28 protein-coding genes and 2 tRNA genes are annotated in these 23,370 nt (G+C 71.8%); 23 read left to right on the plus strand and 7 right to left on the minus strand.

Annotated features, from left to right (window positions below):
• The first annotated feature begins 99 nt into the window (after window positions 1-99).
• The 5 genes from ACWH95_RS09100 to ACWH95_RS09120 all read left to right on the plus strand — a co-directional run bounded on the left by ACWH95_RS09100 (window position 100) and on the right by ACWH95_RS09120 (window position 2,685).
• The gene (locus ACWH95_RS09100; RefSeq protein WP_454120555.1) at window positions 100-1,341 is read left to right on the plus strand and encodes a peptidoglycan DD-metalloendopeptidase family protein; all 1,242 of its coding nucleotides are present in this window, start codon (window positions 100-102) and stop codon (window positions 1,339-1,341) included.
• A 68-nt stretch (window positions 1,342-1,409) separates the two neighbouring features.
• A tRNA-Thr gene (locus ACWH95_RS09105) sits at window positions 1,410-1,481 on the plus strand.
• A 32-nt stretch (window positions 1,482-1,513) separates the two neighbouring features.
• A tRNA-Met gene (locus ACWH95_RS09110) sits at window positions 1,514-1,587 on the plus strand.
• Window positions 1,588-1,703: 116 nt separating this feature from the next.
• Window positions 1,704-2,174, plus strand: a complete 471-nt coding sequence (locus ACWH95_RS09115) for a hypothetical protein (RefSeq protein ID WP_247981286.1) — start codon at window positions 1,704-1,706, stop codon at window positions 2,172-2,174.
• Between the two features lie 352 nt (window positions 2,175-2,526).
• The gene (locus ACWH95_RS09120) at window positions 2,527-2,685 is read left to right on the plus strand and encodes a hypothetical protein (RefSeq protein ID WP_168387156.1); all 159 of its coding nucleotides are present in this window, start codon (window positions 2,527-2,529) and stop codon (window positions 2,683-2,685) included.
• A 4-nt stretch (window positions 2,686-2,689) separates the two neighbouring features.
• Here ACWH95_RS09120 and ACWH95_RS09125 read toward each other — a convergent pair whose 3' ends face one another.
• On the minus strand, window positions 2,690-4,351 hold the full coding sequence (locus ACWH95_RS09125) for an MDR family MFS transporter (protein ID WP_378803421.1): 1,662 nt from the start codon (window positions 4,349-4,351) through the stop codon (window positions 2,690-2,692).
• A complete protein-coding gene (locus tag ACWH95_RS09130; protein WP_247638399.1) occupies window positions 4,352-4,963 on the minus strand; it encodes a TetR/AcrR family transcriptional regulator in 612 nt (203 codons plus the stop codon).
• Window positions 4,964-5,138: 175 nt separating this feature from the next.
• Here ACWH95_RS09130 and ACWH95_RS09135 point away from each other — a divergent pair, with 175 nt between their 5' ends.
• The 9 genes from ACWH95_RS09135 to ACWH95_RS09175 all read left to right on the plus strand — a co-directional run bounded on the left by ACWH95_RS09135 (window position 5,139) and on the right by ACWH95_RS09175 (window position 9,229).
• Window positions 5,139-5,579 (plus strand): Asp23/Gls24 family envelope stress response protein, encoded by a 441-nt coding sequence (locus tag ACWH95_RS09135; protein WP_240744574.1) that lies wholly within the window; start codon window positions 5,139-5,141, stop codon window positions 5,577-5,579.
• Window positions 5,576-5,767 (plus strand): DUF2273 domain-containing protein, encoded by a 192-nt coding sequence (locus ACWH95_RS09140; protein ID WP_136031662.1) that lies wholly within the window; start codon window positions 5,576-5,578, stop codon window positions 5,765-5,767. The genes ACWH95_RS09135 and ACWH95_RS09140 overlap by 4 nt, the downstream gene beginning before the upstream one ends.
• Window positions 5,764-6,105, plus strand: a complete 342-nt coding sequence (locus tag ACWH95_RS09145) for a hypothetical protein (protein WP_454120556.1) — start codon at window positions 5,764-5,766, stop codon at window positions 6,103-6,105. The genes ACWH95_RS09140 and ACWH95_RS09145 overlap by 4 nt, the downstream gene beginning before the upstream one ends.
• Window positions 6,102-6,665 carry a hypothetical protein gene (locus tag ACWH95_RS09150; RefSeq protein WP_454120557.1) on the plus strand — a complete coding sequence of 188 codons (564 nt, stop codon included), beginning with the start codon at window positions 6,102-6,104 and terminating at the stop codon, window positions 6,663-6,665. Before ACWH95_RS09145 ends, ACWH95_RS09150 begins: the two co-directional genes overlap by 4 nt.
• Entirely contained in the window at window positions 6,662-7,360 is a 699-nt protein-coding gene (locus tag ACWH95_RS09155; protein WP_378822522.1) for a hypothetical protein, read from the plus strand. The genes ACWH95_RS09150 and ACWH95_RS09155 overlap by 4 nt, the downstream gene beginning before the upstream one ends.
• Window positions 7,361-7,374: 14 nt before the next feature.
• The gene (locus ACWH95_RS09160) at window positions 7,375-7,548 is read left to right on the plus strand and encodes a CsbD family protein (RefSeq protein WP_136031698.1); all 174 of its coding nucleotides are present in this window, start codon (window positions 7,375-7,377) and stop codon (window positions 7,546-7,548) included.
• 123 nt (window positions 7,549-7,671) lie between these two features.
• Entirely contained in the window at window positions 7,672-8,238 is a 567-nt protein-coding gene (locus ACWH95_RS09165) for an RNA polymerase sigma factor (RefSeq protein ID WP_454120558.1), read from the plus strand.
• Window positions 8,235-8,837, plus strand: coding sequence for an Asp23/Gls24 family envelope stress response protein (locus tag ACWH95_RS09170; RefSeq protein ID WP_378822523.1), 603 nt, complete (start codon window positions 8,235-8,237; stop codon window positions 8,835-8,837). Before ACWH95_RS09165 ends, ACWH95_RS09170 begins: the two co-directional genes overlap by 4 nt.
• Window positions 8,837-9,229, plus strand: a complete 393-nt coding sequence (locus tag ACWH95_RS09175) for a hypothetical protein (RefSeq protein WP_378822524.1) — start codon at window positions 8,837-8,839, stop codon at window positions 9,227-9,229. Before ACWH95_RS09170 ends, ACWH95_RS09175 begins: the two co-directional genes overlap by 1 nt.
• 28 nt (window positions 9,230-9,257) lie before the next feature.
• Here the strand turns inward: ACWH95_RS09175 and ACWH95_RS09180 are convergent, their stop codons facing one another.
• Window positions 9,258-10,103, minus strand: a complete 846-nt coding sequence (locus ACWH95_RS09180) for an SDR family oxidoreductase (protein ID WP_378822525.1) — start codon at window positions 10,101-10,103, stop codon at window positions 9,258-9,260.
• Window positions 10,104-10,200: 97 nt separating this feature from the next.
• Between ACWH95_RS09180 and ACWH95_RS09185 the strand changes: the two genes are divergently transcribed.
• From ACWH95_RS09185 to glmM, 7 genes are all read left to right on the plus strand, one after another.
• On the plus strand, window positions 10,201-10,566 hold the full coding sequence (locus ACWH95_RS09185; protein WP_136031678.1) for a winged helix-turn-helix transcriptional regulator: 366 nt from the start codon (window positions 10,201-10,203) through the stop codon (window positions 10,564-10,566).
• 98 nt (window positions 10,567-10,664) lie between these two features.
• On the plus strand, window positions 10,665-12,203 hold the full coding sequence (locus ACWH95_RS09190; protein ID WP_136036437.1) for an APC family permease: 1,539 nt from the start codon (window positions 10,665-10,667) through the stop codon (window positions 12,201-12,203).
• Between the two features lie 38 nt (window positions 12,204-12,241).
• Window positions 12,242-13,090: a tRNA pseudouridine(38-40) synthase TruA gene (truA, locus tag ACWH95_RS09195; protein WP_136036436.1), complete on the plus strand. Its 849-nt coding sequence runs from the start codon at window positions 12,242-12,244 to the stop codon at window positions 13,088-13,090.
• A 52-nt stretch (window positions 13,091-13,142) separates the two neighbouring features.
• Window positions 13,143-13,811 (plus strand): endonuclease/exonuclease/phosphatase family protein, encoded by a 669-nt coding sequence (locus tag ACWH95_RS09200; RefSeq protein WP_136031683.1) that lies wholly within the window; start codon window positions 13,143-13,145, stop codon window positions 13,809-13,811.
• A gap of 196 nt (window positions 13,812-14,007) precedes the next feature.
• On the plus strand, window positions 14,008-14,454 hold the full coding sequence (rplM, locus tag ACWH95_RS09205) for a 50S ribosomal protein L13 (RefSeq protein ID WP_136031685.1): 447 nt from the start codon (window positions 14,008-14,010) through the stop codon (window positions 14,452-14,454).
• Window positions 14,455-14,480: 26 nt separating this feature from the next.
• Window positions 14,481-14,966, plus strand: coding sequence for a 30S ribosomal protein S9 (rpsI, locus tag ACWH95_RS09210; RefSeq protein ID WP_136031687.1), 486 nt, complete (start codon window positions 14,481-14,483; stop codon window positions 14,964-14,966).
• Window positions 14,967-14,980: 14 nt separating this feature from the next.
• Window positions 14,981-16,339: a phosphoglucosamine mutase gene (gene glmM, locus ACWH95_RS09215; protein ID WP_136031689.1), complete on the plus strand. Its 1,359-nt coding sequence runs from the start codon at window positions 14,981-14,983 to the stop codon at window positions 16,337-16,339.
• 64 nt (window positions 16,340-16,403) lie between these two features.
• Here glmM and ACWH95_RS09220 read toward each other — a convergent pair whose 3' ends face one another.
• Entirely contained in the window at window positions 16,404-17,855 is a 1,452-nt protein-coding gene (locus tag ACWH95_RS09220; protein WP_454120559.1) for a hypothetical protein, read from the minus strand.
• Entirely contained in the window at window positions 17,852-18,637 is a 786-nt protein-coding gene (locus ACWH95_RS09225; protein ID WP_136028761.1) for a glycosyltransferase family 2 protein, read from the minus strand. Before ACWH95_RS09225 ends, ACWH95_RS09220 begins: the two co-directional genes overlap by 4 nt.
• A 60-nt stretch (window positions 18,638-18,697) precedes the next feature.
• Between ACWH95_RS09225 and ACWH95_RS09230 the strand changes: the two genes are divergently transcribed.
• A complete protein-coding gene (locus ACWH95_RS09230; RefSeq protein WP_136028760.1) occupies window positions 18,698-19,141 on the plus strand; it encodes a GtrA family protein in 444 nt (147 codons plus the stop codon).
• 17 nt (window positions 19,142-19,158) lie between these two features.
• On the opposite strand, the gene ACWH95_RS09235 is transcribed toward ACWH95_RS09230, so the two are convergent.
• Together ACWH95_RS09235 and ACWH95_RS09240 are read right to left on the minus strand one after the other, a co-directional pair.
• A complete protein-coding gene (locus ACWH95_RS09235) occupies window positions 19,159-20,622 on the minus strand; it encodes a polysaccharide biosynthesis tyrosine autokinase (protein ID WP_136028759.1) in 1,464 nt (487 codons plus the stop codon).
• A 103-nt stretch (window positions 20,623-20,725) separates the two neighbouring features.
• A complete protein-coding gene (locus ACWH95_RS09240) occupies window positions 20,726-22,090 on the minus strand; it encodes a polysaccharide biosynthesis tyrosine autokinase (protein WP_378803428.1) in 1,365 nt (454 codons plus the stop codon).
• Window positions 22,091-22,161: 71 nt separating this feature from the next.
• Between ACWH95_RS09240 and ACWH95_RS09245 the strand changes: the two genes are divergently transcribed.
• Complete coding sequence (locus ACWH95_RS09245) at window positions 22,162-23,316, plus strand: hypothetical protein (RefSeq protein WP_447652775.1); 1,155 nt, start codon at window positions 22,162-22,164, stop codon at window positions 23,314-23,316.
• Window positions 23,317-23,370: the final 54 nt, after the last annotated feature.

The raw sequence follows: 23,370 nt of genomic DNA on the forward strand, positions 1-23,370 counted from the left end.
GGTGATCGGGGTAGTGTTTACCCGATCGTTACTTTCACCACCCGAAGGTGAAAGCTGTCATTGCGCCCCCGAGCAACACGAACGACCGAGAGACTAGTTTTGCCCTTCGAGAATCCCCAGGCTGCCGCTGCGCCCACGCGTCGCTCCAGCCGTCATCGCACTGCGGCCACCGAGGCCCCGGCGACCGGGACGACGGCACCCCTCGCTCACGCGGAGACCGTGGTCGCGCTCGCCGCCGTCGCACCCCTCTCCCGTCGCGCCGCACGTCAGCGGCCGAACGACGTCCCGCCGGTGCCGCAGGCTCCCGCCGAACCGTTCATCGCCGCGACGCCCGCGCCCGCCGTGGCCGACGTCCCCGCCGTGCCCCTCGCGGCGACGCACGAGGCACCCGCCGAGGCCGCAGGCGCCGAGGTCATCCTGCCGGCCTCCGAGCCGTTCGTGGCCGAAGCCGACGCCGAGGGAGACGCGTTCGAGCGTGCCTCGCGCGCCTTCCGCAGCACCGGCACCGTGCGTACCGTCCCTGCTGCGGCCGCGAGTGCCCGGTCGTTCGCGAGCGCCGCCGACGTGCAGGGTGCGGCGGCCGAACACGTCGCATCGCGTCCCCGCCGTCTCCGGCGCTTCGTGACGGTCGGCGCGACCGTCGGTGTCATGGGTCTGGCCGGACTGCTCGCGGTCTCCATGACGCTGCCCGCCGAGGCCGTCGCCGCCGCGCGCGGAGGGTCGATGGCCTCCACCTCCCTCGTCACCGCTGCCGCGGCCGACGCCGCGGGGTCGGCGAAGGACGAGATCCAGGCCTTCGTCGCGCCCTCCGACGTGCAGAACGCACCGCTCACCCGCAACGACGACTACAGCACGGTCTCGCTCGTCGAGGTCGCGGCCGAGCAGGGCATCAACTACTCGGGCGAGGTCTTCACGAACGACCCCGACGCGGCGATCCAGTGGCCGTTCATGGTCGGCGTCGGCATGTCGTACGGCTATGGCATGCGCAGCGGACGCCTGCACGAGGGCATCGACTTCACCCCCGGCAACGGCGCGCCCATCCAGGCGATCGCCGACGGCGTGGTGCGCACCGCCACGGAACAGGGCGGCGCCTACGGGGTCACGGTCTACATCGACCACGTGATCGACGGCCAGACCATCACCAGCCACTATGCGCACATGCAGTACGGCTCGCTCCAGGTGAAGGCGGGCGACCGGGTCACCGTCGGCACCGTCATCGGCAAGACCGGGAACACGGGCCGCTCCTACGGCGCGCACCTCCACTTCGAGCTCATCGTCAACGGCACGACGATCGACCCGATGCCGTGGCTCCGTGCCAACGCCGGACGCACGTCGTACTGACCGGCCTGATTTCATGAGGACGCCACAGTGATGGTATTCTCGTGTGGTTGCCCCGCGAGGGGCAGCACGCCCCGATAGCTCAGTGGCAGAGCACTTCCATGGTAAGGAAGGGGTCGTCAGTTCAATCCTGACTCGGGGCTCGGAGTTCGCATCTGCGATGCGGATGCCGTGCGGCAGGGTAGCTCAGTTGGTGAGAGCGCACGACTCATAATCGTGAGGTCGCGGGTTCAAGCCCCGCTCCTGCTACAGCTCGAAACCCCCGGATACGTCCGGGGGTTTCGTCGTATCCGCGGACTAGAGTGAGAGCCGTTCCGCGCGCTCGCGCGGACGAGCGAGGCGGGCTCCCCGGAAAGAGGACCGCCGTGCCGACCCCCGCTCCCTCCGCGACCGCTGTCTACTGCCATGCGCATCGGGCGGTGATGGTCGCCGTGACGGACAGGGCGGGCGTCTCGCTCGGACTGGAGGACATCGCGGGCCCCGTCTCCTGGGACGCGCTCATCGCCGCGGGCTACGGCCTCGCGGTCGCGGCGGGCGCACTGTCCGGTGCGGTGGCCGGGCTCCGCTGCCGGGGAGTCTCCGTCGCCGACGTGCTCGGCGCGTCGATCGAGGACCCCCACCACACGATCGATCGCGCCGACCTGCGCCGCGCGGCCGCCTGGCTCGCCGACGGGCTTGCCCGCGACGAGGAGCAGCCGCTCGACGACATGACCGCCGAGGTGATCGGCACCGACGTGCTGTGGGACCCCCACGCCCACGCGGACGACGACCGCATCGCCGCCGTCGTGTTCGCGATCGTCACCGTCAGTGCACAGGCCGTCGGGGAGCGGAGCTGAGCGTGCGGCGCGCTCTGTCCCCGCTGCTCGGCTGATCCCGCGCAGGCCCCCAGGGAGCGGAGCTGAGCGTGCGGCGCGCTCTGCCCGCGCTGGCTCGGCTGATCCCGCGCAGGCTCCCAGGGAGCGGAGCTGAGCGTGCGGCGCGCTCTGCCCGCGCTGGCTCGGCTGATCCCGCACAGGCCGTCGGGGAGCTGACCGTGACACCCGGCCCCGCGCGCCGGGCCGCCCGACGATGGCCAGCGCCCTCGGCCGCACGGGCCATCCGGAACCCGGAGGTCATGTCAAGCCCCTGCGCTCGGGCCCGCCGGCACGGGAGACTGGCGCTCCACGAGGCCGAGGAACGGAGATCCCCATGTCAGACCCGAACAGCAACGCCGCCGACGATGGCCCCGAGGTGGACGCCGTCGGTGTGGACGCCGACATCGTCACCAACGATCACGACCCCGAGCCCGACGACCTTCCGGCCAGCGAAGACGACGACGACGACCTCGACGTCGCCGACCTCCCCTGACCGGTCACCGGTCCGCGGTCGACGGGTCGGACCCCTCCGACCCGTCGACCGCGGTGGTCGTCCGTCCGCCGGCGCGCTGAGCGGCCTCCAGCCGCTCCGCCTCCTCGCCACTGATGGCTTCGCCGCGTGCCACGAGTCCCGCCTGGTCGGACAGGGGGATCTGCTTGAGGAACAGCGACAGCAGCAGCGCGAGCGCCACGAACGGCACCAGGTACCAGAACACCGGGGCGAGCGCATCGGCGTACGCGGTCACGATCCCGTCGCGCACCTCGTCGGGCAGCGCGCTGAGCGTTGCGGGGTCGATGGTCGACGCGGCCTGCGACGCCTGATCCGGCGAGGCACCGGCTCCGGCGAACACGCCGAGCAGGTTCTCCGTCAGCCGCGTCGTGAAGATCGTGCCGAAGACGGCCACTCCGAGGGATGCCCCCACCTCCCGGAAGTAGTTGTTGGTGCTCGTCGCGGTGCCGATCTCGCCCGCGGGCACGGCGTTCTGGACCACCAGCACCACGACCTGCATGATGAGCCCGAGGCCCGCGCCGAACACGAACAGGAAGACGCAGATCAGCCAGATGGGCGTCTCGGCCGACAGCGTGGTCATCGCGACCATCGAGAGGCCCGTCACGATCGTGCCGACGATCGGGTAGACCTTGTACTTCCCGGTCTTCGAGATCGCGATGCCCGAGAAGATGGACGTGCCCATCAGGCCCACCATCATCGGGATCATCAGCAGCCCGGAGGCCGCGGCCGACGTGCCGGACGACATCTGCAGGAACGTGGGCACGAAGCCGATCGCCGCGAACATGCCGATCCCGAGCACCAGTCCGATGGCCGTCGCGTTCACGAAGATCGGGTTGCGGAACAGGCTCAGCGGGATGATCGGGTCCTGCGCCCTGGACTCGGTGATGACGAACGCGGTCGCGGCGACCACGAGGCCGGCGCCCCACGCCCAGGTCGCCAGCGAATCCCACCCGAACTCCTTGTCGCCGCCGAAGTCGGTGAAGAAGATCAGGCACGTCGTCGCGAGGGAGAGGAAGATCACGCCGAGCACGTCGATGCGCTTCTCGGCCTTCTTGCTGGGCAGCTGCAGCGCGACCAGCGCGATCACGAACGCCGCGATCCCGACCGGGATGTTGATGTAGAAGGCCCACTGCCACGTCATGTGGTCGACGAAGAACCCGCCGAGCAGCGGACCGGCCACGGCGGAGAGCCCGAACACGGCACCGAGCGGACCCATGTACTTGCCGCGCTCGTTGGCGGGCACGATGTCGGCGATGATCGCCTGCGACAGGATCATCAGTCCGCCGCCGCCCAGGCCCTGCAGCGCCCGGAACACGACGAACATCCAGAAGTCGGTCGCCAGGGCGCAGCCCACCGACGCGAGCGTGAAGAGCGCGATCGCGACGAGGAACAGGCTGCGACGACCGAGCACGTCGCCGAACTTGCCGTAGATCGGCATCACGATGGTGGTGGCCAGCAGGTACGCGGTCGTGATCCACACCTGGTGGTCGACGCCGCCGAGCTGGCCCACGATGGTCGGCATCGCGGTCGACACGATGGTCTGATCGAGGCTCGCGAGCAGCATGCCGGCGATCAGGGCGCTGAAGATGATCCAGATGCGACGCTTCGTGAGCAGGAAGGGCGCGTCGGCGGTGGCGGTGGCGGACATTCAGTGGGCTTTCTGTGCGGGGGAGTACAGGTCGCGCGCGAGCCGGAGACGGCGTCGGATCAGCTCGGCGAACGGCTCGGTGGAGTGGTGGTGCAGGAGCTGTTCCATGCACAGGCGCACGAGGGCACCGACGGACTGCACGAGCACCTGCGCGCGCAGCTCGGCGTCCTCGACGCCCTCGAGCCGGCGGGTGATCAGGGCGACGTCGCGCCGCTCGTGCTTCTCCTGCTGCTCGAACGCGGCCTTGAGCAGTCGCGGTTCGTGCTCGATCACGGCGAACAGCTCGGCGGCATGCTCGACGGGGTCGAACAGGGAGAAGCGGGCCACGGTGAGCTCGACGAAGTCGTCGAGCAGGTCGCCGTCGGCGGTCGCGAAAGCGTCCTCCAGCTCCTCCTGGCGGGAGTCGATCACGGTGATGCCGAAGACCGCGTTCTCCTTGCTCTCGAAGTAGTTGAAGAACGTGCGGCGCGACACCCCGGCCTCGGTGCACAGCTCCTCGATCGTGAAGCCGGCGAAGCCTCGTTCGACCGTCCAGCGCCGCGCCACCGAGGTGAGCGCGCGAGACGTCTCGCGCTTGCGCTGCTCCCTCGTCGATTCTGCACTTGCATCCATAGAGTGCAACTTTGCACTTTCAACCTTGGAGTGCACTGTGAGAGTGCGTTTCTCTGCCCGCCCGGAAAAACCCTCGACGAATTCGTGACATCCGAGGTGCCTCATGCGTCTTAGTGGTGTCGTAAGAACACGGCCCGCGCCCCACGGTGCGGACACACGGATGAAGGAGCTCGAGATGGCGAACGTGACGGGGGGCAGCCAGCCCAAGGCTCAGGTCGTACCGACGGCGCAGGCCGCAGCGGTGGGGAAGACCACGATCGAGGACGCGGTCGTCGCGAAGATCGCGGGCATCGCGGCCCGTGAGGTCAGCGGCGTCTATGCGCTCGGCGGCGGGGCGGCCCGCATGATGGGCGCGATCCGAGACGTGCTGAACACGACCGACCTCTCGCAGGGCGTGAGCGTGGAGGTCGGCGAGACGCAGGTGGCCGTCGACGTCACGATCGTCGCGGAGTACCCGGTGTCGCTGCAGAAGGTGGCCGACGACGTGCGCACGGCCATCCACCGGGCCATGGTCGACCTGGTCGGCATGGACGTCGCCGAGATCAACGTGAGCGTCAACGACGTGCACATCCCCTCGGACGACGACGCCGACGCCGAGGAGGCGCGAGTCCAGTGAACGCCTCGGTGATCGGCGGAGCTGCGGCCGCGGTCCTCGCACTGACCTGGATCGTGCTGGGCTTCTGGGCGTTCCTGCTCGTGCTCCTCGCGATGCTCGTCGGCGCGGCGGCCGGGCGCATCGCCGACGGTCGCCTGGACGTCCGGGCGCTCGCCGAGGTGGTCCGCGGACGGCGGTCGTCCTCGTGAGCGTCGAGCGGGCAGGGGCGTCGACGGGTGTGGCGGGGGCCACGTCCGTCGAGACCCGCGCCCTGCACCGGATCGCCCTCGGCATCGCCAGGGATGCCGCGGGCGTGGGGCTCGACGACATCGCGGTGGAGCTGGGCGACCGGCGCGGCGACCTGCGCGTCACGGTGGTCGTGCCCGTCGTGCTGGCGCGCTCCGACGGCACGACCCTCGCCGACCGCGGCGAGGTGCTGCGCGAGACCCTCGTGCGTCGGCTCGGGGAGCTGGCGTCGCGACGGGTGGGCGCGGTCGACGTGCGGTTCACCGGCGTGCGGCGTGCGCTCGAGCGGAGGGTCGCATGAGCGCGCCCGCCGCCACGCGCCGACTGCTGCGCCGGGAGACACGGGCATCGCGGACCGCTCCGGCGACCGTGCTCGCCGCTCTCCTGGCGATCGTGCTGCTCGGGCTCCTGGGGTGCGGGGTCGCCGCGGCCCTCGACCCCGGGTTCCGCGCGGATGCGGCGGCGCTGCTGGCGGGCGTCGCCCAGGCGCGGTCCGCCCCTGGTGTCGCGATCGGCGCGGGCATCGCGCTGGTCGCGCTCGCCGCGGTGCTGCTGGCGCTGGCGGTCGTCCCGGGGCGTCGCGCCCGACGCGCCCGTCTCACCGGGCGCACCGCGCTCCTAGTGGACGACGGCGTGCTCGCGGACGCGATCGCCGACGGGGTGGCCAGGAGCACGGGCGTTCCGCGACCGCGCGTCGTGGTCACGGTGGGGCGCAGAGCCGCCACGGTCCGCCTGACCCCGACCAGCGGGGTGCCCGTGGACCGTGACGCGGCGCGGACCGCTGTGGTGCGCGTGCTGGACGAGGTGGGCTTCGCCCTGACGCCGCGTGTGCTCGTGGCGACGGAAGGAGTGGTCGGATGAGGCTCTCGGGATCCGTGGGGAACCGGGTGGTGCTGCTCGGCGGCGGCCTCGTGCTGCTCGCGGCGGGCGCGGCACTCGTGGCGACCGGGCTGGAGTCGGCGCGGCTGCTGCCCGCGGAGGCGGCGGGGGCCGTCTCGGCGGTCGAGCGGGCGTCCGCCGATGCATCGGCCGCGACGGTCGACCTCGGGAGCATCGGGGAGTTCCCGCTCGCGGCCGTGTCAGCCGCGGCCGCGGCCCTGGTCGTGGTCGTCCTGCTGATCGCGTTCCTGCTCACGCGGGGCCGCGGTCGCGTGCGCGAGGTGCTCGCGGTGCCGGGTCCTCGGGGGACGACCCGGGTGGACCGCGGTGTGGCCGACGGCGTGCTGGCGGAGACGCTCGCGGCTCGGGCCGACGTGGTGTCGGCGCGGACGGTCGCGCGTCGGGCGGGCCGTCGCACCGCCCTCGGGCTCGTCGTGACGCCGCGGAAGGGGGCGGCTCTGGGGGCCGTCGTCGCCGCGGCCGAGGCGGCCGTCGCGGAGTGGGACCGGTTGCTGGGCGTGGAGGTGCCGGTGGTCGTGCACGTCGCGGACCGCGGGTGGCGCGAGCTGTTCCGGTCGAGGCAGAGGATGCGCCGGTCGCTGGCCGGCGCGGGCGAGGCGGGGCACCGGTCCCGCACCGCCCGGACGTCGTCGACCCCGAGAGCCGGGGTCGCGTGAGGAAAGGAGCCGCCATGAGCGGAGAGAACAAGATCAAGGCCGCCGCCGAGAAGATCGCCGGCAAGGCGAAGGAGGTCGTCGGCGAGGTCACCGACAACGACCGGCTCGTCGCCGAGGGCAAGGCCGAGCAGGCGAAGGGCGATGTGCGGAACGCCGCCGAGGATGTCAAGGACGCGTTCAAGAAGTGATCCCGCTCGCGCAGGGGGCGCCCCCGGTCGGGGCGCTCCCTGCGGCCGAGCCGTGCGCACGGATCCGATCCGTCGCCGCACGCGCTCCGAACCTGCAGGGGAAGCGGAACGAAGGGTGGGGGAATGGCAGCGGATGGCTCTCGTGGCCCGCTGGAACAGGCCGGGGATCACATCGTCGCGGGTCGCGCCATGGACGGCGACGTCGAGGCGTTCGCGGTGCTGGTGCGGAGGTACACGCCGATGATGCGCGCGTACACGCAGCGCATGCTGAACGGCTCGGCCGAAGTGGACGACACCGTGCAGGAGGCGTTCGTGACCGCGTGGCAGCGGTTCGGCGAGCTCGACGACCCCGGCAAGGTCAAGAGCTGGCTGATGCGCATCGTGAGTCGCAAGGCCGTGGACCGGCTCCGGCGCCACCGCCCGGCGGTCGATGTGACCGAGATCGACCGGCCGGCACCCCTGCATGCCTCGCCGTCGGCGGTGGTGGAGGTGCGCGAGGGCGTCGCGGCACTGGGAGCCGCGCTGCGGGAGCTCCCGGAGGCGCAGCGCGAATGCTGGGTGCTGCGCGAGATGGGCGGGTACAGCTACGACGAGATCGCCGCGGAGCTCAGCGTCCCCGTCAGCACGGTGCGCGGGCTGCTGGCCCGTGCGCGCGGATTCCTGATCACCCGGATGGAGGCGTGGCGATGAACGACGACCACGAGAACCCGGACCTGCGCGGTCTCGGACTGGAGCCCGACGACCTCGACGGGCACACGATCGAGGAGCTCGGCGACTACCTCGAGGCGGGGCGTCAGCCGCGCGTGGCCTCGATCGAGGAATCGCCGGGGTGCCAGCTCGCCCTCGACGCGCTCGAGCGGCTGCACGGACTGGGCGACGCGCTGATGGCGGCCGACACCGCGGCAGAGCCCGCGGTCGAGGAGGGGTGGATCGACCGGATCCTGAGCGGGATCGCGATGGACGCCAGGGCGGGACGCCGCATCCCGTTCGCCTCGGACGACCCTGCGGTGGAGCTGGCGATCACCGAGGGTGCGGTGCGCGGTCTCGTGCGGGCGGCCGAGGAGGCGGTCCCCGGCGTGCTCGTCGGGCGATGCCGCCTGGAGGGCGACGTCACGACGCCGGGTGCTCCGGTGCGCGTGGCGATCGACGCGAGCGTGCTGCACGGCGAGCCGATCCGCGGGCTGGCCGACCGGCTCCGTACCGAGGTGGACGCGCGGCTGCGTCGGCACACCGAGCTCACCATCGCCGCGATCGACGTGACCGTCAAGGACATCAGGGAGGTGTCGTGATGACGCAGGACCCGACGATCGACGGCGAGGGTCGTCGTGAGCTGGCCGCCCGGATCGAACAGGTCCTGCGCGCGCAGGACGGGGTCCGCGGCGTCTACCGCTCCGGCTCGCTCATCTCGAATCTGCTCAGGGCGGGGGCCGCGGCGCTGGGCGCGACGCGCGACGCCGAGCCGATCGTGTCGGTGGCCGCGGGGGCGCGCGGGGCCGCGGTCGAGGCGTCGATCGGGGTGGACGCGGGCGCGGCGTCCGGAGAGGTCCTCCGGGAGGCGCGGGCCGCGGTGGAGGCCGTGCTCGCGGAGCAGGGGTACCAGCGCGAGAGCATCACGCTCGTGGTGGCCTACGTGCAGGTCGCCCGTGCCGCGGGGGAGCCCGTCGAGGCGGAGCCCCGCTGACCGTGGGGTCGGCGGGGCTCCGGCCGGCTCACGCGATCGCGCGCAGTCCCTCGACGAGCGGCGTGGTCGGACGGCCGATCAGCTGCGCGAGCGTGCCGTCGGTCTCGGCCAGTGCGCCCCCGCGGATGCCGGCGTCGAGGGCGACGACGAAGCCCGCGGTGCCCTCGTCGAGTCCGGCCTCGCGCAGCGCCGCGAGCTGCTGGTCGGCCGTGAGCGACACGAAGGTCACCTCGCGTCCGGTGACCTCGGCGATCGCGGCGGCCAGCTCCGTGTAGTCCCACGCGACGTCGCCGCCGAGCTCGTACACGGCGCCCGTGTGACCGTCGTCGAGCGCGACCACGGCGGCGGCCTCGGCGTAGTCGGCGCGGCTGGCGGAGGCGACGCGACCCTCGCCGGTGCCGGAGGCGAGCACGCCCGTCTCGGCTGCGCGCGCGAGGTCGGCGGCGTAGTTCTCCGTGTACCAGTTGTTGCGCAGGATCACGGCCGGGACGCCGGAGGCCGCGATCAGCTCCTCCGTGGCCTTGTGCTCCGGCGCGAGCACCAGGTCGCTCGTCGTGGCCTTCGGGGCGCTGGTGTAGACGAGCTTCGAGACGCCGGCGGCTGCGGCCGCGTCGATCACCGCCCGGTGCTGCTCGACGCGGCGGCCGACCTCGGAGCCGGACACGAGCACGACCGTGTCGATGCCGTCGAGGGCCGCGGCGACGGAGGCCGGGTCGTCGTAGTCGAGCGGCACGACGCGCACGCCGAGGTCGGCCGCCCTGGCCACGTCGCGCGCTCCGGCGACGATCGACTGGGGGTCGGCGCCGCGGGCGAGGAGGGCGGCGATGATGAGGCGGCCGAGGTGTCCGGTGGCTCCGGTGACGAGGATGGTCATGAGGGCGGTCCTTCCGTTGGTGAACACCTGCCCCAACCGGCGCGAGGCACCCGCGCATTCCATCCGACCGGTACCCACTTTGACGTAAGGTACCTACATGTCGGTGAGTTTTGCGGAAATCCGGGAGTCTTCGCCCACGGTGTTCGACCAGGGCTGCGGCACGCGCGTGGTGCTGGACCACATCATGAGCAAGTGGGGCGTGCTGGTGCTGTCGTGCCTGTCGGACGGCACGCGGCGCTGGGGCGAGCTGCGGCGGGAGGTCGACGGCATCAGCGAGAAGATGCTCGCGACCACGCTGCGCACGCTGTCGGCGGATGGGCTGGTGCACCGGGAATCCCTGCCCACGGTGCCCCCGCACGTGGAGTACAGCCTCACCCCCCTGGGGCGTGACCTGATGGAGCGGATGCTGCCGCTGATGGAGTGGGTCGCCACGCACGCCGACGGGATGCTCGGTCGCGAATGAATCCACGGATTCCGTCGTGAGATGAAGTTGTGTGAGTGGAATCCGTTGCTCGAAGAAAAGGATTGACGGTATACCGCAGCTCGTCGTACTGTCTGAGCATGGCAACGACGCCCATCCACCTGGAACGACCCGACGGCAAGGGGCTGGCCGCTGGCACCCTCGGCCTGTGGGGATCCACCGTCATCGGTCTCGCCTCCACGGCGCCGGTCTACTCCCTCGTCGCGACGCTCGGCTTCGTCGTGCTCGCGGTCGGGGCGCAGGCACCGATCGCGTTCGTGATCGCCTTCGTCCCGATGCTCCTGATCGCCTTCGCCTACCGCGAGCTCAACAACGCCGTGCCCGACTGCGGCACCACCTTCACCTGGGGCACGAAAGCGTTCGGCCCCTGGGTGGGCTGGATGGGCGGCTGGGGTGTCGCGGTGGCCGGGATGGTCGTGCTCGCGAACCTCGCCCAGATCGCCTCGGTGTACTTCTGGTCCCTGATCGGGTTCGACCTGGAGAACAACGACTGGCGGATCATCCTCGTCGCGGTGCTCTTCATCGCCGCGATGACCTGGGTCAGCTGGCGCGGCGTCGAGATCGGCGAGCGCATCCAGAACATCCTGCTGGCCGTGCAGTACCTGGCCCTTGCGATCTTCGTGGTGGCCGCGCTGTGGCAGTTCTTCACCGGCGACGCCCCCGACGCCACGCCGTTCTCGTGGGAGTGGCTGAACCCCTTCGGCTTCACGGACTGGTCGGGATTCACCGAGGCCATCCTGCTCGCCCTCTTCATCTACTGGGGCTGGGACACGTGCCTCGCGCTGAACGAGGAGACCAAGGACCCCAAGCGCATTCCCGGGCGGGCGGCCGTGCTGACCTGCGTGATCCTGCTGGTGACCTACGTCGCCGTCACGATCGCGGCGATGATGTACGCGGGTCTCGGCGAGGACGGCACGGGGCTCGGCAACGAGGCCAACGCCGACGACTTCTTCCTCGCGATCAAGGACGGCCTGCTGGGCCCGTTCGGCTGGGTGCTGGTGGTCTCCGTCATCATCTCGGCGATCTCGTCGACGCAGACGACGATCCTGCCCACCGCGCGCGGCACGCTCGCGATGGGCGTGTACCGCGCGCTCCCCGCGAAGTTCAAGGAGGTGCACCCGGTCTACAAGACCCCGTCGTTCTCGACCATCGTGATGGGCGTGGTCGCCTCCGCGTACTACGTGGGCATGACGCTCATCAGCGACAACATCCTGCAGGACTCGATCCTGTCGCTGGGCCTCGCCATCGCGTTCTACTACGCCATCACCGGGTTCGCCTGCGTCTGGTACTTCCGCGCCGACCTGCGCACCTCGGCACGCGACCTCTTCTTCAAGGGGATCTTCCCGCTCGTCGGGGCGCTGCTGCTCACCGGCGCGTTCGTGCAGTCCGCGATCGACATGTGGGACGTGGACTACGGCTACACGGTGCTGTTCGGCATCGGCGGCACGTTCGTGATCGGCATCGGCTCGCTCGCGATCGGCCTGGTGCTGATGCTCCTGTGGTACCTGTTCCCGCGGTCGAAGCGCTTCTTCCGCGGCGAGAGCCTGAACCGCGACACCGAGGTGATGGTGCCGGACGAGCCCGGCGTCTCCATCCGCTCGGTCGACGGCGGCATCTGAGGCGGCGGGTGCGCGCGGGGCTGTCCTAGGCTGGCCTCGTGCGCATCCGGCTCGACATCGCCTACGACGGCACCCACTTCCGCGGCTGGGCGACACAGCCCACGCTCCGCACCGTTCAGGGCACGCTGGAGGCGGCGCTCGCCCGCATCGTGGGCTCCGACGTGCGGTTCGTGGTCGCCGGCCGCACTGACGCCGGCGTGCACGCGAGCGGACAGGTCGCACACGTCGATCTCGACGAGCGGCAGTGGTCGCGCATCGAGGCCAGGCACGGACGGGCGGCGCAGGATCCGGCGGGCTCGATCGCGGGACGCATGCGGGGTGTGCTCGGCGCCTACTCGGACGTCACCGTCACCCGGTCGACCGCGGCGCCCGAGGGTTTCGACGCGCGCTTCTCGGCCGTGTGGCGCCGCTACCGGTACCGTCTCGCCGACGGTCTGGCCGGCTACGACCCGCTGCGTCGCGCCGACACCACGAGCATCCGCGGACGGCTGGACGAGCGCGCGATGGACGAGGCCGCGCGCACGCTGATCGGCCTGCACGACTTCGCGGCGTACTGCAAGCCCCGCGAGGAGGCCACCACCATCCGCACCCTGCTCGACTACCGGTGGGAGCGCGACGCGGACGGCGTGCTGGTGGCTGAGGTGAAGGCGGACGCGTTCTGCCACAGCATGGTGCGCGCCCTCGTCGGCGCGTGCGCGGCCGTGGGGGAGGGTCGCCTGGACGTGTCCGACCTGGTGGTGCTGCGCGACGCTCTCACCAGGACCAGCGAGTTCAAGGTGCTCGCGGCCCGGGGACTGACGCTGACCGAGGTCGGGTATCCGGCGGACGAGCTGCTCGCCGCACGGGCCGAACAGACCAGGGCCCGCCGCGACCGCGAGTCGGACTGATCGCCGGATACGGATCCCGGGCACAGCAGGGGCGGGTAGCGTGGGCACGGTCATGAAGGTCATCTCGTACAACCTGCGCAAACACCGGGCGGCCGGGGAGCTCGCGACACTCGTCGCCGAACACGACCCCGACATCCTCTGCCTGCAGGAGTGCGACGTGCCGGCGCTGCCCGACCGGATCGGGGGCCTCGTGCTCGCCGACGCCACCCAGGGCAACCGCCTCGGACTCGCGCTGTTCTACCGCGAGAGCACCTACCACCTGCAGGGCATCCGCACCCTCGGGCTCAAGAAGTCGCTGCACGACCGCATCGCGAAGCCCGCGCACGAGCGGGTGCTCGGCGCACGGCTGCGCGACATCGACGACGGCGACGAGTTCATCGTCGCGTCGTTCCACGCCGCACCGCTGACGGCGCTGAACTCGCTGCGGCGCCACCAGATCCGCGCGGCCCTGACCGAGCTCGCGAGCCTCGGGGACGGCCTTCCGCAGCTCATGGTCGGCGACTACAACTACCCCGTGTTCAAGGAGAACCTGGGGCAGGCCGTGCGCGACCACGGCTATGCGCTGTCGCTCAGCGACGACCACACCTACACGCGCTACCGCGTCTTCCGCGGTCACTACGACTTCGCGACCTCGACCGGATTCGAGATCGAGCGCATCACGACCCTGCCGCAGCGGTCGAGCGACCACCGTCCGATCCTGGTGACGGTGAAGACCGACTGACCGGGCGCGGGCCCGCGGCTGGTTTGGTCGGAGGGGGTCGGGTGGCGTATGCTGACTCTTTGGTGCCCTTCCCGTACTGCGAGGAAGACGCACATCCGAACGTGAGCCCTCCACTGGCGTGTTCGTCCCTGTCGGGAGGAACCACCCCGGAGTGGGATTCACGAACACCTCCGTTCGACAAGAAAGCAGCACTATCGTGACGCGCACTTACACCCCCAAGGCTGGCGAAGTCCAGCGCGACTGGGTCGTCATCGACGCCACCGACGTCGTTCTCGGCCGCCTGGCCTCGCACGCGGCGACGCTCCTGCGTGGCAAGCACAAGCCGACCTTCGCCAACCACATCGACTCGGGTGACTTCGTCATCATCGTGAACGCCGACAAGGTCGCGCTCACCGGTCAGAAGCTCCAGAAGAAGATCGCCTACCGTCACTCGGGCTACCCGGGTGGTCTGAAGGCCGTCAGCTACTCCGAGCTGCTCGAGAAGAACCCGGTCCGCGCCGTGGAGAAGGCCATCCGCGGCATGCTCCCGAAGAACAGCCTGGGCCGCCAGCAGCTGTCGAAGCTGAAGGTGTACGTCGGTGCCGAGCACCCGCACGCCGCGCAGCAGCCCCAGCCGTACACCCTCGACCAGGTCGCCCAGTAAGCGCCGTAACGACTAAGGACATACTCGTGGCTGACATCCAGGACACCACCGAAAACCTCCAGAACTTCTCGACGTCGACCCCCGAGACCGAGGCAGTCGAGGCGGCTCCCCGCCCCGTGCTCAGCGTCCCGGGCGCCGCTGTCGGCCGTCGCAAGCAGGCCATCGCCCGCGTGCGTCTGGTCCCCGGCTCGGGCACCATCACGGTCAACGGCCGCACGCTCGAGGACTACTTCCCGAACAAGCTGCACCAGCAGCTGATCAACGACCCGTTCACCGCGCTGAACCTCGCCGGTGCCTACGACGTGATCGCCCGCATCTCGGGTGGTGGCGACTCCGGCCAGGCCGGCGCGCTGCGTCTCGGCATCGCTCGTGCCCTCAACGGCATCGACGCGGAGAACAACCGTCCGACCCTGAAGAAGGCCGGCTTCCTCTCGCGCGACGCTCGCGTCAAGGAGCGCAAGAAGGCCGGACTCAAGAAGGCCCGTAAGGCGCCTCAGTACTCGAAGCGTTAAGGTCCACTGCTCCGATGCCGATCTTTGGCACGGACGGCGTGCGAGGACTCGCCAATGGCATCCTCACCGCCGACCTGGCGCTCACCCTGGCCCAGGCGACTGCTGTCGTCCTGGGCCAGGGCCGTACGGCGGAGGCTCGCAAGGCCGAAGGCAAGCGACTCACCGCCGTGGTCGCCCGTGACCCCCGGGTCTCGGGGCACTTCCTCACCGCCGCCGTCTCCGCGGGCCTCGCGTCCTCCGGCGTCGACGTGCTCGAGGCCGGGGTCATCCCGACCCCCGCACTCGCGTTCCTCGTGGCCGACCGCGACGCCGACTTCGGCGTGATGATCTCGGCGTCGCACAACGCGGCGCCCGACAACGGCATCAAGATCTTCGCCCGCGGCGGCCGCAAGCTCCCCGACATCGTCGAGCAGCGCATCGAAGAGGCCATGCACGGCGAGAAGCTGCGCCCCACCGGCGCAGGCGTCGGTCGCATCGACCGCTTCTCCGACGCCGAAGACCGCTACGTCGTGCACCTGCTCGGCTCGCTGCCGCACCGCCTGGAGGGCATCCACGTGGTGCTCGACTGCGCGCACGGCGCCGCCTCCGGCGTATCGCCCGAGACGTTCCGCGACGCGGGGGCCGAGGTGACCGTCATCGGCGCCGACCCCGACGGCTGGAACATCAATGATGGCGTCGGCTCCACGCACCTCGAGAACCTCGCTGAGGCCGTGGTGCGGCTCGGCGCCGACGTGGGCATCGCGCACGACGGGGACGCCGACCGGTGCCTCGCGGTCGACGCGAACGGCACGATCGTCGACGGCGACCAGATCATGGCGATCCTCGCGCTGTCGATGAAGGAGCGCGGCGTCCTCACCGACGACACGCTCGTCGCCACGGTCATGAGCAACCTCGGCCTGCACGTCGCGATGCGCGAGCACGGCGTGACCGTGCGCCAGACCGCGGTCGGCGACCGCTACGTGCTCGAGGACATGAACGAGGGCGGCTATGCGCTCGGCGGCGAGCAGTCCGGCCACGTGATCATGAGCGAGTTCGCCACCACCGGCGACGGCCTGCTCACGGGTCTGCACCTGGTGTCCGAGATGGCGCGACAGGGGAAGTCCCTCGCCGAGCTCGCCTCCGTGATGACGGTCTACCCGCAGGTGCTGATCAACGTGCGCGACGTCGACAAGGATCGTGTCGCCGACGACGAGGTCGTGCAGCAGGCGGTGCGCGACGTCGAAGCCGAGCTGGGCGACACCGGGCGCGTGCTGCTGCGCAAGTCCGGGACGGAGCCGCTCGTGCGGGTCATGGTCGAGGCGGCCGACTCGGAGTCGGCCCGCGCCTACGCGGAGCGCCTCGCCGCCGTGGTGCAGGAGCGCCTCGCGCTCTGACGCTCTCCCGTGAGACGGCCGGTCGCTTCTGCGGCCGGCCGTTCGCGTCTCCGCCCCGGCGGGGTCAGGGCGCGGCGCAGATGCGGAAGTAGCCGCTGTCGGCGAGCGTCTCCGTGGCGCAGGCTCCGCCCGTGAGGCGCAGCTCGTGCGCCATCGCCGGAGCGTCGGCGAGCCCGAGGTGCGCGCCCGTGAGCACGATCGGCGCGACCGCCGCCCCCCACGGGTCGGCGGCGAGCCACCGCACGTCGTTGTCCGCCACCCAGGTGGCGAGCGGCGCGACCGCGGCCCGCTGGCCCTCCAGGGTCACATCGCGCGGGGTGAAGCACGACACCACGTGCGCGACCGCTCCCGCCGCCACGACGGCGGCGAGCACCGCCGCGCCCACGGCGCCGACCGCGCGCACGAGCCCGCGGCGCGGCAGCCGCGGCACCGCCCACAGCGCGACAGCTGCGAGCACCGGGAAGAACGCGAACACGCCGGGCGCGGGGTGACGCACCCACAGCGGCAGCCGCGACGCGGTCGCCCACCAGCCCACGAAGGCGAGCGCCCCCACCAGAGCCGCGAGGGCGTAGGCGATCACGATCCGCTCCTCCGCGGTGGCCGAGCGCCAGCGCCGCACCACCCCCGCCACCACGAGCACGAGGGCGAGCACGGCGGCGACCACGGCCAGCACCCCGGGCAGCGACCACGAGTCGGCCAGTGTGCCGAGCTTCTGCAGGACGGAGGTCGCCGCGTCGCCCTGTCCGCCGCTGCGCACGAACCGCACGAGCGCCCGCAGGTGCTCGACGAACCCGGCCGGCCCGAGCGACAGCAGTGCCGCGAGCTCCACGAGCGCGGTCGGCACCGCGACCAGCAGCAGCGGAAGCCACGCGCGGCGCAGCGTGTCGCGCAGCCGCGCCCAGCCCGTGCCGTCCGACAGCACCCACAGCGCGACCGCGAACGCCGGCAGCACCAGCAGCGCGATGAGCTTCGCCTGCACCGCGAGCCCCACCAGGAGCCCGGCCAGCCAGGCGCGGCGAGGAAGCACGACCAGGGCCCACACGATCAGGGCGGCCGCGGGGATCTCGCCCAGCAGATCGGCCGGCCCCTGGATGGGGGAGACACCGGCGCTCGCGGTGAACGCCAGCGGCACGGTCACGGCGAGCAGAGCCGCCCACCGTCCGGCGATCCGCCAGCCCAGCACGCCCAGCCCCGCCAGCAGCAGGACCCAGAACGCGAGCGGCACGAGTCGCGCGGCCAGCACCGGGTCCATCCCGGTCGCGAGGGTCGCGGCGACCGGGAGCAGCACGACGGGGCCGGTGGAGATCCGCGGGTCGAACGGCGTGATCGTCGAGCCGGACAGCGCGCCGTCGCTGGCGTAGCCGAGCCCGGCGAGCAGATTGCGCGGCACGGTCAGGTTGAACGCCTCGTCCTCCCAGAACCGCCACACCGTGAGACTGTGCCAGGCGAGGATCGCATGTCCCGCCAGCAGGGCGACCGCGGCCGCCCAGAACAGGATCGTGCGCGCCCGCGTCATCGGGCGACGGGCTCCGGGCGTCGCACGGCACGCAGCGGGGCGGACGGCCGCAGCGACAGCTCCCACGCCTCACCGAGCGCGGCGCGCACGAACAGGCGCAGGCGCTTGGGCGGCAGGGTCACGCCGGCGCCGCGACCCCACATGGTGCCCGAGGCGGATTCGCCGCGGCGCGGGATGCTGGCGACGCGGAGGTAGCGCACGCGGAAGCCCGCCCTGGCCTCGGCCAGCGAGAAGTGCACGTGCGGCACGGTCGCCTCGGCCGGGACCGCGTCGAGCAGCACGCGCAGGGCATCGGGGCGGTAGGCGCGCAGCGGTGTGTTCACGTCGGGGATGCGGCGTCCGGCGGCGAGGGCGATCAGCAGGCCGACCGCGCCGGTGAGGCTCTTGCGGTACCAGGGGTCGGTGCGGCCGTCGCGCACGCCGTGCACGACGTCGGCCTGCTCGGCCAGGAGCGCGCCGATCAGCCGCGGGAAGTCGCTGCCGAGGAACTGCCCGTCCCCGTCGACGTGCACCAGCACCTCGGGGTCGGCGGCGAGGCCGGCGCGGTAGGCGGCCAGGGCGGTCGGGCCGTGGCCGCGGTTCGCCGCCTGCACCTCGACCGTGGTGTCGGCGACACCGTCGAACACGGCCGCCGTGGTGTCGGTCGACCGGTCGTCGGCGATGTGGAACGAGACGGTGTCGGCGAGCGGGGCCACGGACGCGCGGATCTCGTCGACGAAGCCCTCGATGCCCTCCGCCTCGTTGTAGGCGGGCATGACGATGGCGAGATGGCGGAGAGTCACGGGGTCCTCGGATGGGGGTGGCGGGGCGCGGAGGCGTTCAGGAAGTAGCCTAGTTGAGCCATGAATCCTCCCTCACGACTGCGCCGCCTCGCCGGCGTCGGCAGCCGGTTCCTCGTCGTCGGTGCCGTCAGCACCCTGATCGAGGTCGGCGTCTTCAATCTTCTCGTCTACGTGTGGGGGTGGGACGTCGTCGCGGCCAAGATCGTCGCGTCCCTCGTCGCGCTGATCAACGCCTACATCGGCAACCGCGAATGGACGTTCCGGCACCGGGACCGCCGCGGCCGGGTCTCCGAGGTGATCCTGTTCCTGGCGGTGAACGCCGCGTGCACCGCCCTGGGCGCCGCCCTGGTGTGGGTGGGGGTGGAGGCCGTGGCCGGCATCCTCGGTCGTACCCCCGGCGCCATCGCCGTCAACGCCGTGAACCTCACGAGCATCGTGATCGTCGTGGTGCTGCGCTTCCTGCTCTACCACGGCGTGGTGTTCCGGGTCGCTCCGAAGAACTGACCCGCCGGCGCCTGCGCTCAGGCCCGCACCCTCGCGGGCTTCCCGGTGCGCGAGGTGCGGGTGCGGCCGCGCTTGGACGCATGCCGTCCGGCATGCACCGGGGTGCCGTCGGACTCGTGCGTCGCACCGTACGTGTAGGCGCCGTAGCCGTAGCTGTCCGGACCCTTGGTCGGGAGCATGGTCACCACGATGCCGAGCAGGGCGACACCGGCGGTCTCCAGCGCGCGGACCGCGCCGGACAGCTCCTGCTTCCTGGTTTTGCCCGACGCGGCGGCGAGGATGACCCCGCGCGTCTTGGCGCCGACCACCGCGGCATCGGTCACGAGCAGCAGCGGGGGCGCGTCGATCAGCACGTAGTCGAAGTACTCGCCCAGAGACGCGAGCACCTGGTCCATGGCGGCCGATCCGAGCAGCTCGCTCGGGTTCGGCGGCACCTGGCCGCTGGGCAGCAGGTAGAGGTCGCTGGTGCCCCACTTCTGCAGCGCATCGGCCACATCCATGCGACCGATCAGCACGTCGGTCAGGCCCGCACCGCCCTCGATGCCCATGTAGTCCGCGACGCGGGGGAGGCGCAGGTCGCCGTCGACGAGCGCGACCCTGGCTCCGGTCTCCGCGAGCGCGATGGCCAGGTTGGCGGTGGTGGTGGACTTGCCCTCGCCGGGCCCGGCGCTGGAGACCACGAAGATGCGCGGACCGGCGTCGAGGTTCAGGAACTGGAGGTTCGTGCGGAGGCTGCGGAAGGACTCGGCGCGCGGGCTGCGCGGGTCGGCGTGCACGATCAGCGGACGCTTGGTCGCCTCCGGGTCGTACGCGATGCCGCCGAGCACGGGCCGCTCGGTGAGGGCCTCGATGTCGTGGAGCGTGTGGATGCGGTTGTCGAGCACGGTGCGCAGCATGGCCACCGCCACACCCAGGGCGAGTCCGATGATGCCGCCGAGGATGACCAGCAGCCGCACGTTCGGGCTGGTGGGGGCCGTCGGCACCTCGGCCGGCTCGGTCACGGTGATGCGCACGGGGCTCACGGCGTCTTCCACCGCCGGCTGCTCGAGCGTGTTCTGCACCGCGTCCTGGAAGCTCACGGCGACCGCGTTGGCGATCTCGGCCGCGCGCTCCGGGTCGCCGTCGGTCGCGCTCACGTCGATCAGCACCGTGTTCAGCGGGGTCGTGGCGGTGATGCGGCCGCTCAGCTCGGCGACGCTGTCGTCCAGGCCCAGCTCCTCGATCACGGGCTCGAGCACGAGCGCGGTGCCCACCACGTCGACGTAGCTGGTCACCATCTGGCGCGCGAACGTCGTCCCCTGCACGAGGTCACCGGTCGCGGCGCCCTCGGTGCGCACCGACACGTACAGCTGCGTCGAAGCGACGTACTTGGGCTGCTGGAGAGCCGCGTACCCGGCACCGCCCGCGAGGCCGAGGAGGAGCAGGACCAGGATGAGGATCCAGTTCCGGTGCAGGATGCGCACATAGTCGCGAAGTTCCACGCGGCAGATTCCTTCTGTTGCTGGGCGGCTCCCGGACGACGGTGAACCGCAGAGTCAAATCCCGTCATTCTCCCACAGCGCGGGCGCCGTGCCGGACGGAGCGTCAGCGTGGCGCCGCGGCGGCGTACGAGGTCTGGGCGTTGTGCTCCCTGCGACCGAGCGGGGCCTTGGTGAGCACGGTGCCGAGCACCCGGGCGTCGACGGCCTCGATGCTCTTCGCGGCGGCGGCGAGTCGTCCGGCCTGCGTCGCCCCGGCCGCCGCGATCAGGATCGCCCCGGTGGTCACCCGGGCGATCACGGCGGCGTCGGTCACGAGCAGCAGCGGAGGGGCGTCGATCACGACCACGTCGAACGCCTCGCTCGCCGCATCGACGAGCTGCTGCATGGCGGGGGAGCCGAGCAGCTCCGCGGGGTTCGGCGGCAGGGAGCCGGCGGGCAGCAGGAACAGCGAGCTGCGCCCCCAGCGCTGCACCACGTCGTTCAGGCGAACGCGACCGGCGAGCACGTCGCTCAGTCCGATGCCGCCCTCGATCCCGAAGTAGTCGGCGACGCGCGGCAGCCGCAGGTCGGCGTCGATCAGGGCGACGCGGTGCCCGGCGTCGGCGAACGCGAGCGCGAGGTTGGCGGCGGTGGTCGACTTGCCCTCGCCCGGGCCGGAGCTGGTGACCACGAACACGCCCCTGCCGTCCTCGAACAGGAAGCGCACGTTGGTGCGGAGGCTGCGGTACGCCTCGGCGCGTGCGCTCTGCGGAACGGAGCTGACGGCCAGCGGACGGTCGGCGGTGTCGGGATCGAGCGGGATCCGCCCCAGGAGCGGGACGGGGAGGGCCGCCTGCACGTCGGCATCGGTGCGCACCCGCTGGTCGAGCAGCGAGCGCAGCAGGGCGACCGCCAGGCCGACCGCGAGACCGACGAGCCCGCCGACCACGAGCATCAGCTGCGTGTTGGGCGCGACCGGTGTGGTGGGCACCTGGGCGGCCTGCAGCGTCACGATGTGGATGGTGTAGGAGGTCTCCTGCTCCCGCAGTTCGAGCGTGTCGGAGACCACGGCGGAGAAGCTCTCGGCGATGCCGTTCGCGATCCGTGCGGCCTGACCGGGATTGGTGTCGCTGACCCGGATCGAGAGGATCGCGCTGTTGAGCTGGGCGGAGGCGTCGGCGGCGGCCGCGAGCTCGGCCCGGTCCACGTCGAGGCCGAGGTCGTCGATCACGCGGTCGAGCACGATCGAGCTCGTCACGACGTCGCGGTAGGTCTGCACGACCTGGTTGGCGTAGCTCGTGGCGAGCGCGCGCTCGGTGGGGCTCGCGGTCTCGCCCAGCTGCACGGTGACCATGACCTCGGTGGTGGCCTGGTAGCGCTGCGGCGTGAGCATGGCGATCAGGGCGCCGACCGACACTCCGATCACGGCACCGGCCAGGATGATGACGAGCTGGCGGCGCAGGATCCGGAGATAGTCCTGGAACTGCATGGTTCTCCCGTGCTCGGTCGTGCGGATCGGGGGTATCGTCTCCTGAGACTACCCACTCCCCGAAGGGCAGCATGACGGCACTCCGCGATCTCTTCCCCGATGGTCCGCGCTCGGATCACCGCGCGGACGTCGTGCTCGACGACACCCACACCCGGTGGCGTCTGCGCGAGATGATCGGCGAACCGCGCCGCTCCGAGCCCGCACGGGCGCCGCTCGCGGACACCAGGGAGCTTGCGCGCATGGCGGAGGCCGCCGCGCGCACGGCCGTGCCGTTCACGGCGGAGTCGCCCCGATCGGCGCGCGAACCCCGGCGGCAGCGCCGTCGCCCTGATCTGCTGACCACGGCCGCCGCCGCCCTCGCCGTGCTCGCGGTCGCCGCGGCCGCGACCGTCGGCGGGATCCAGGCAGCGACCGCGAGCCCGGCGGCGAGCGCCCTCGAATCCCTCCAGGCGGACGAGGCCTCCATCCAGAACGCGCACCAGGCGTTGACGTCGGCCCGCGACACCCTCGTCGCCGACATCGGGACCCAGACGGCGGAGGCGACCGCGCTGCGCACCGCCATCGTCGACACCGCCACGGTGCCCGATCCCGCGTCGTCGTCGGACGACGACGTCATCGCGGTGGCCGATCCGGCCCTGGAGGAGGCGGCCGTCGCGGCCCTCGACGGGTATCTCGCCGCGCTCGCCGCGGTGACCGTGCCCGAGCTGCCCGCCGAGTATCGCCGCGCCGAGATCGACGAGAACTCGCTCGTCGACGTGGGGCAGGCGATCGACGACGCGCAGGGCGACCTCGACGCGCTCGACCAGGCGACCGCGGAGATGCGCACGATCCGCACGGCGTTCGACGCGCTGCGCCCCGCCGCCACCCCGGCCGTGACCGCGTACCTCGCGTCGTCCGTGCCGGCGGCAGCCGAGGCGACGGCGGATCGGCAGCGGGCGGAGGAGTCGTTCCGCACCGCCGTGACCGACGCCGCCGCGCAGGTCGCCGCGTCCGACCCGTGGGCGCCCGGCGGGCAGGCCGCGCTCGTGGCGTACCGCGACGCGTTCGCCGCGCTGCTCGACGACCAGTTCCGCGCGGAGGTCGAGCAGGAGCGCGCCGACACGCAGCGCCGTCAGGGCGGGCAGTCCGGCGGGCAGCAGGATCAGCCGTCGGACGGCTCCACTCCTCCGCCACCGACCGATCCGGGCACCGGTGAGGAAGACCAGTCCGGCGACCCCGTCGGCTGAACGACGCACTAACGCACGGACCTGGTCGTTGCCTGTGAGACCATATCTCCAGGG

Source organism: Microbacterium sp. NPDC055502 (genome assembly GCF_053643635.1).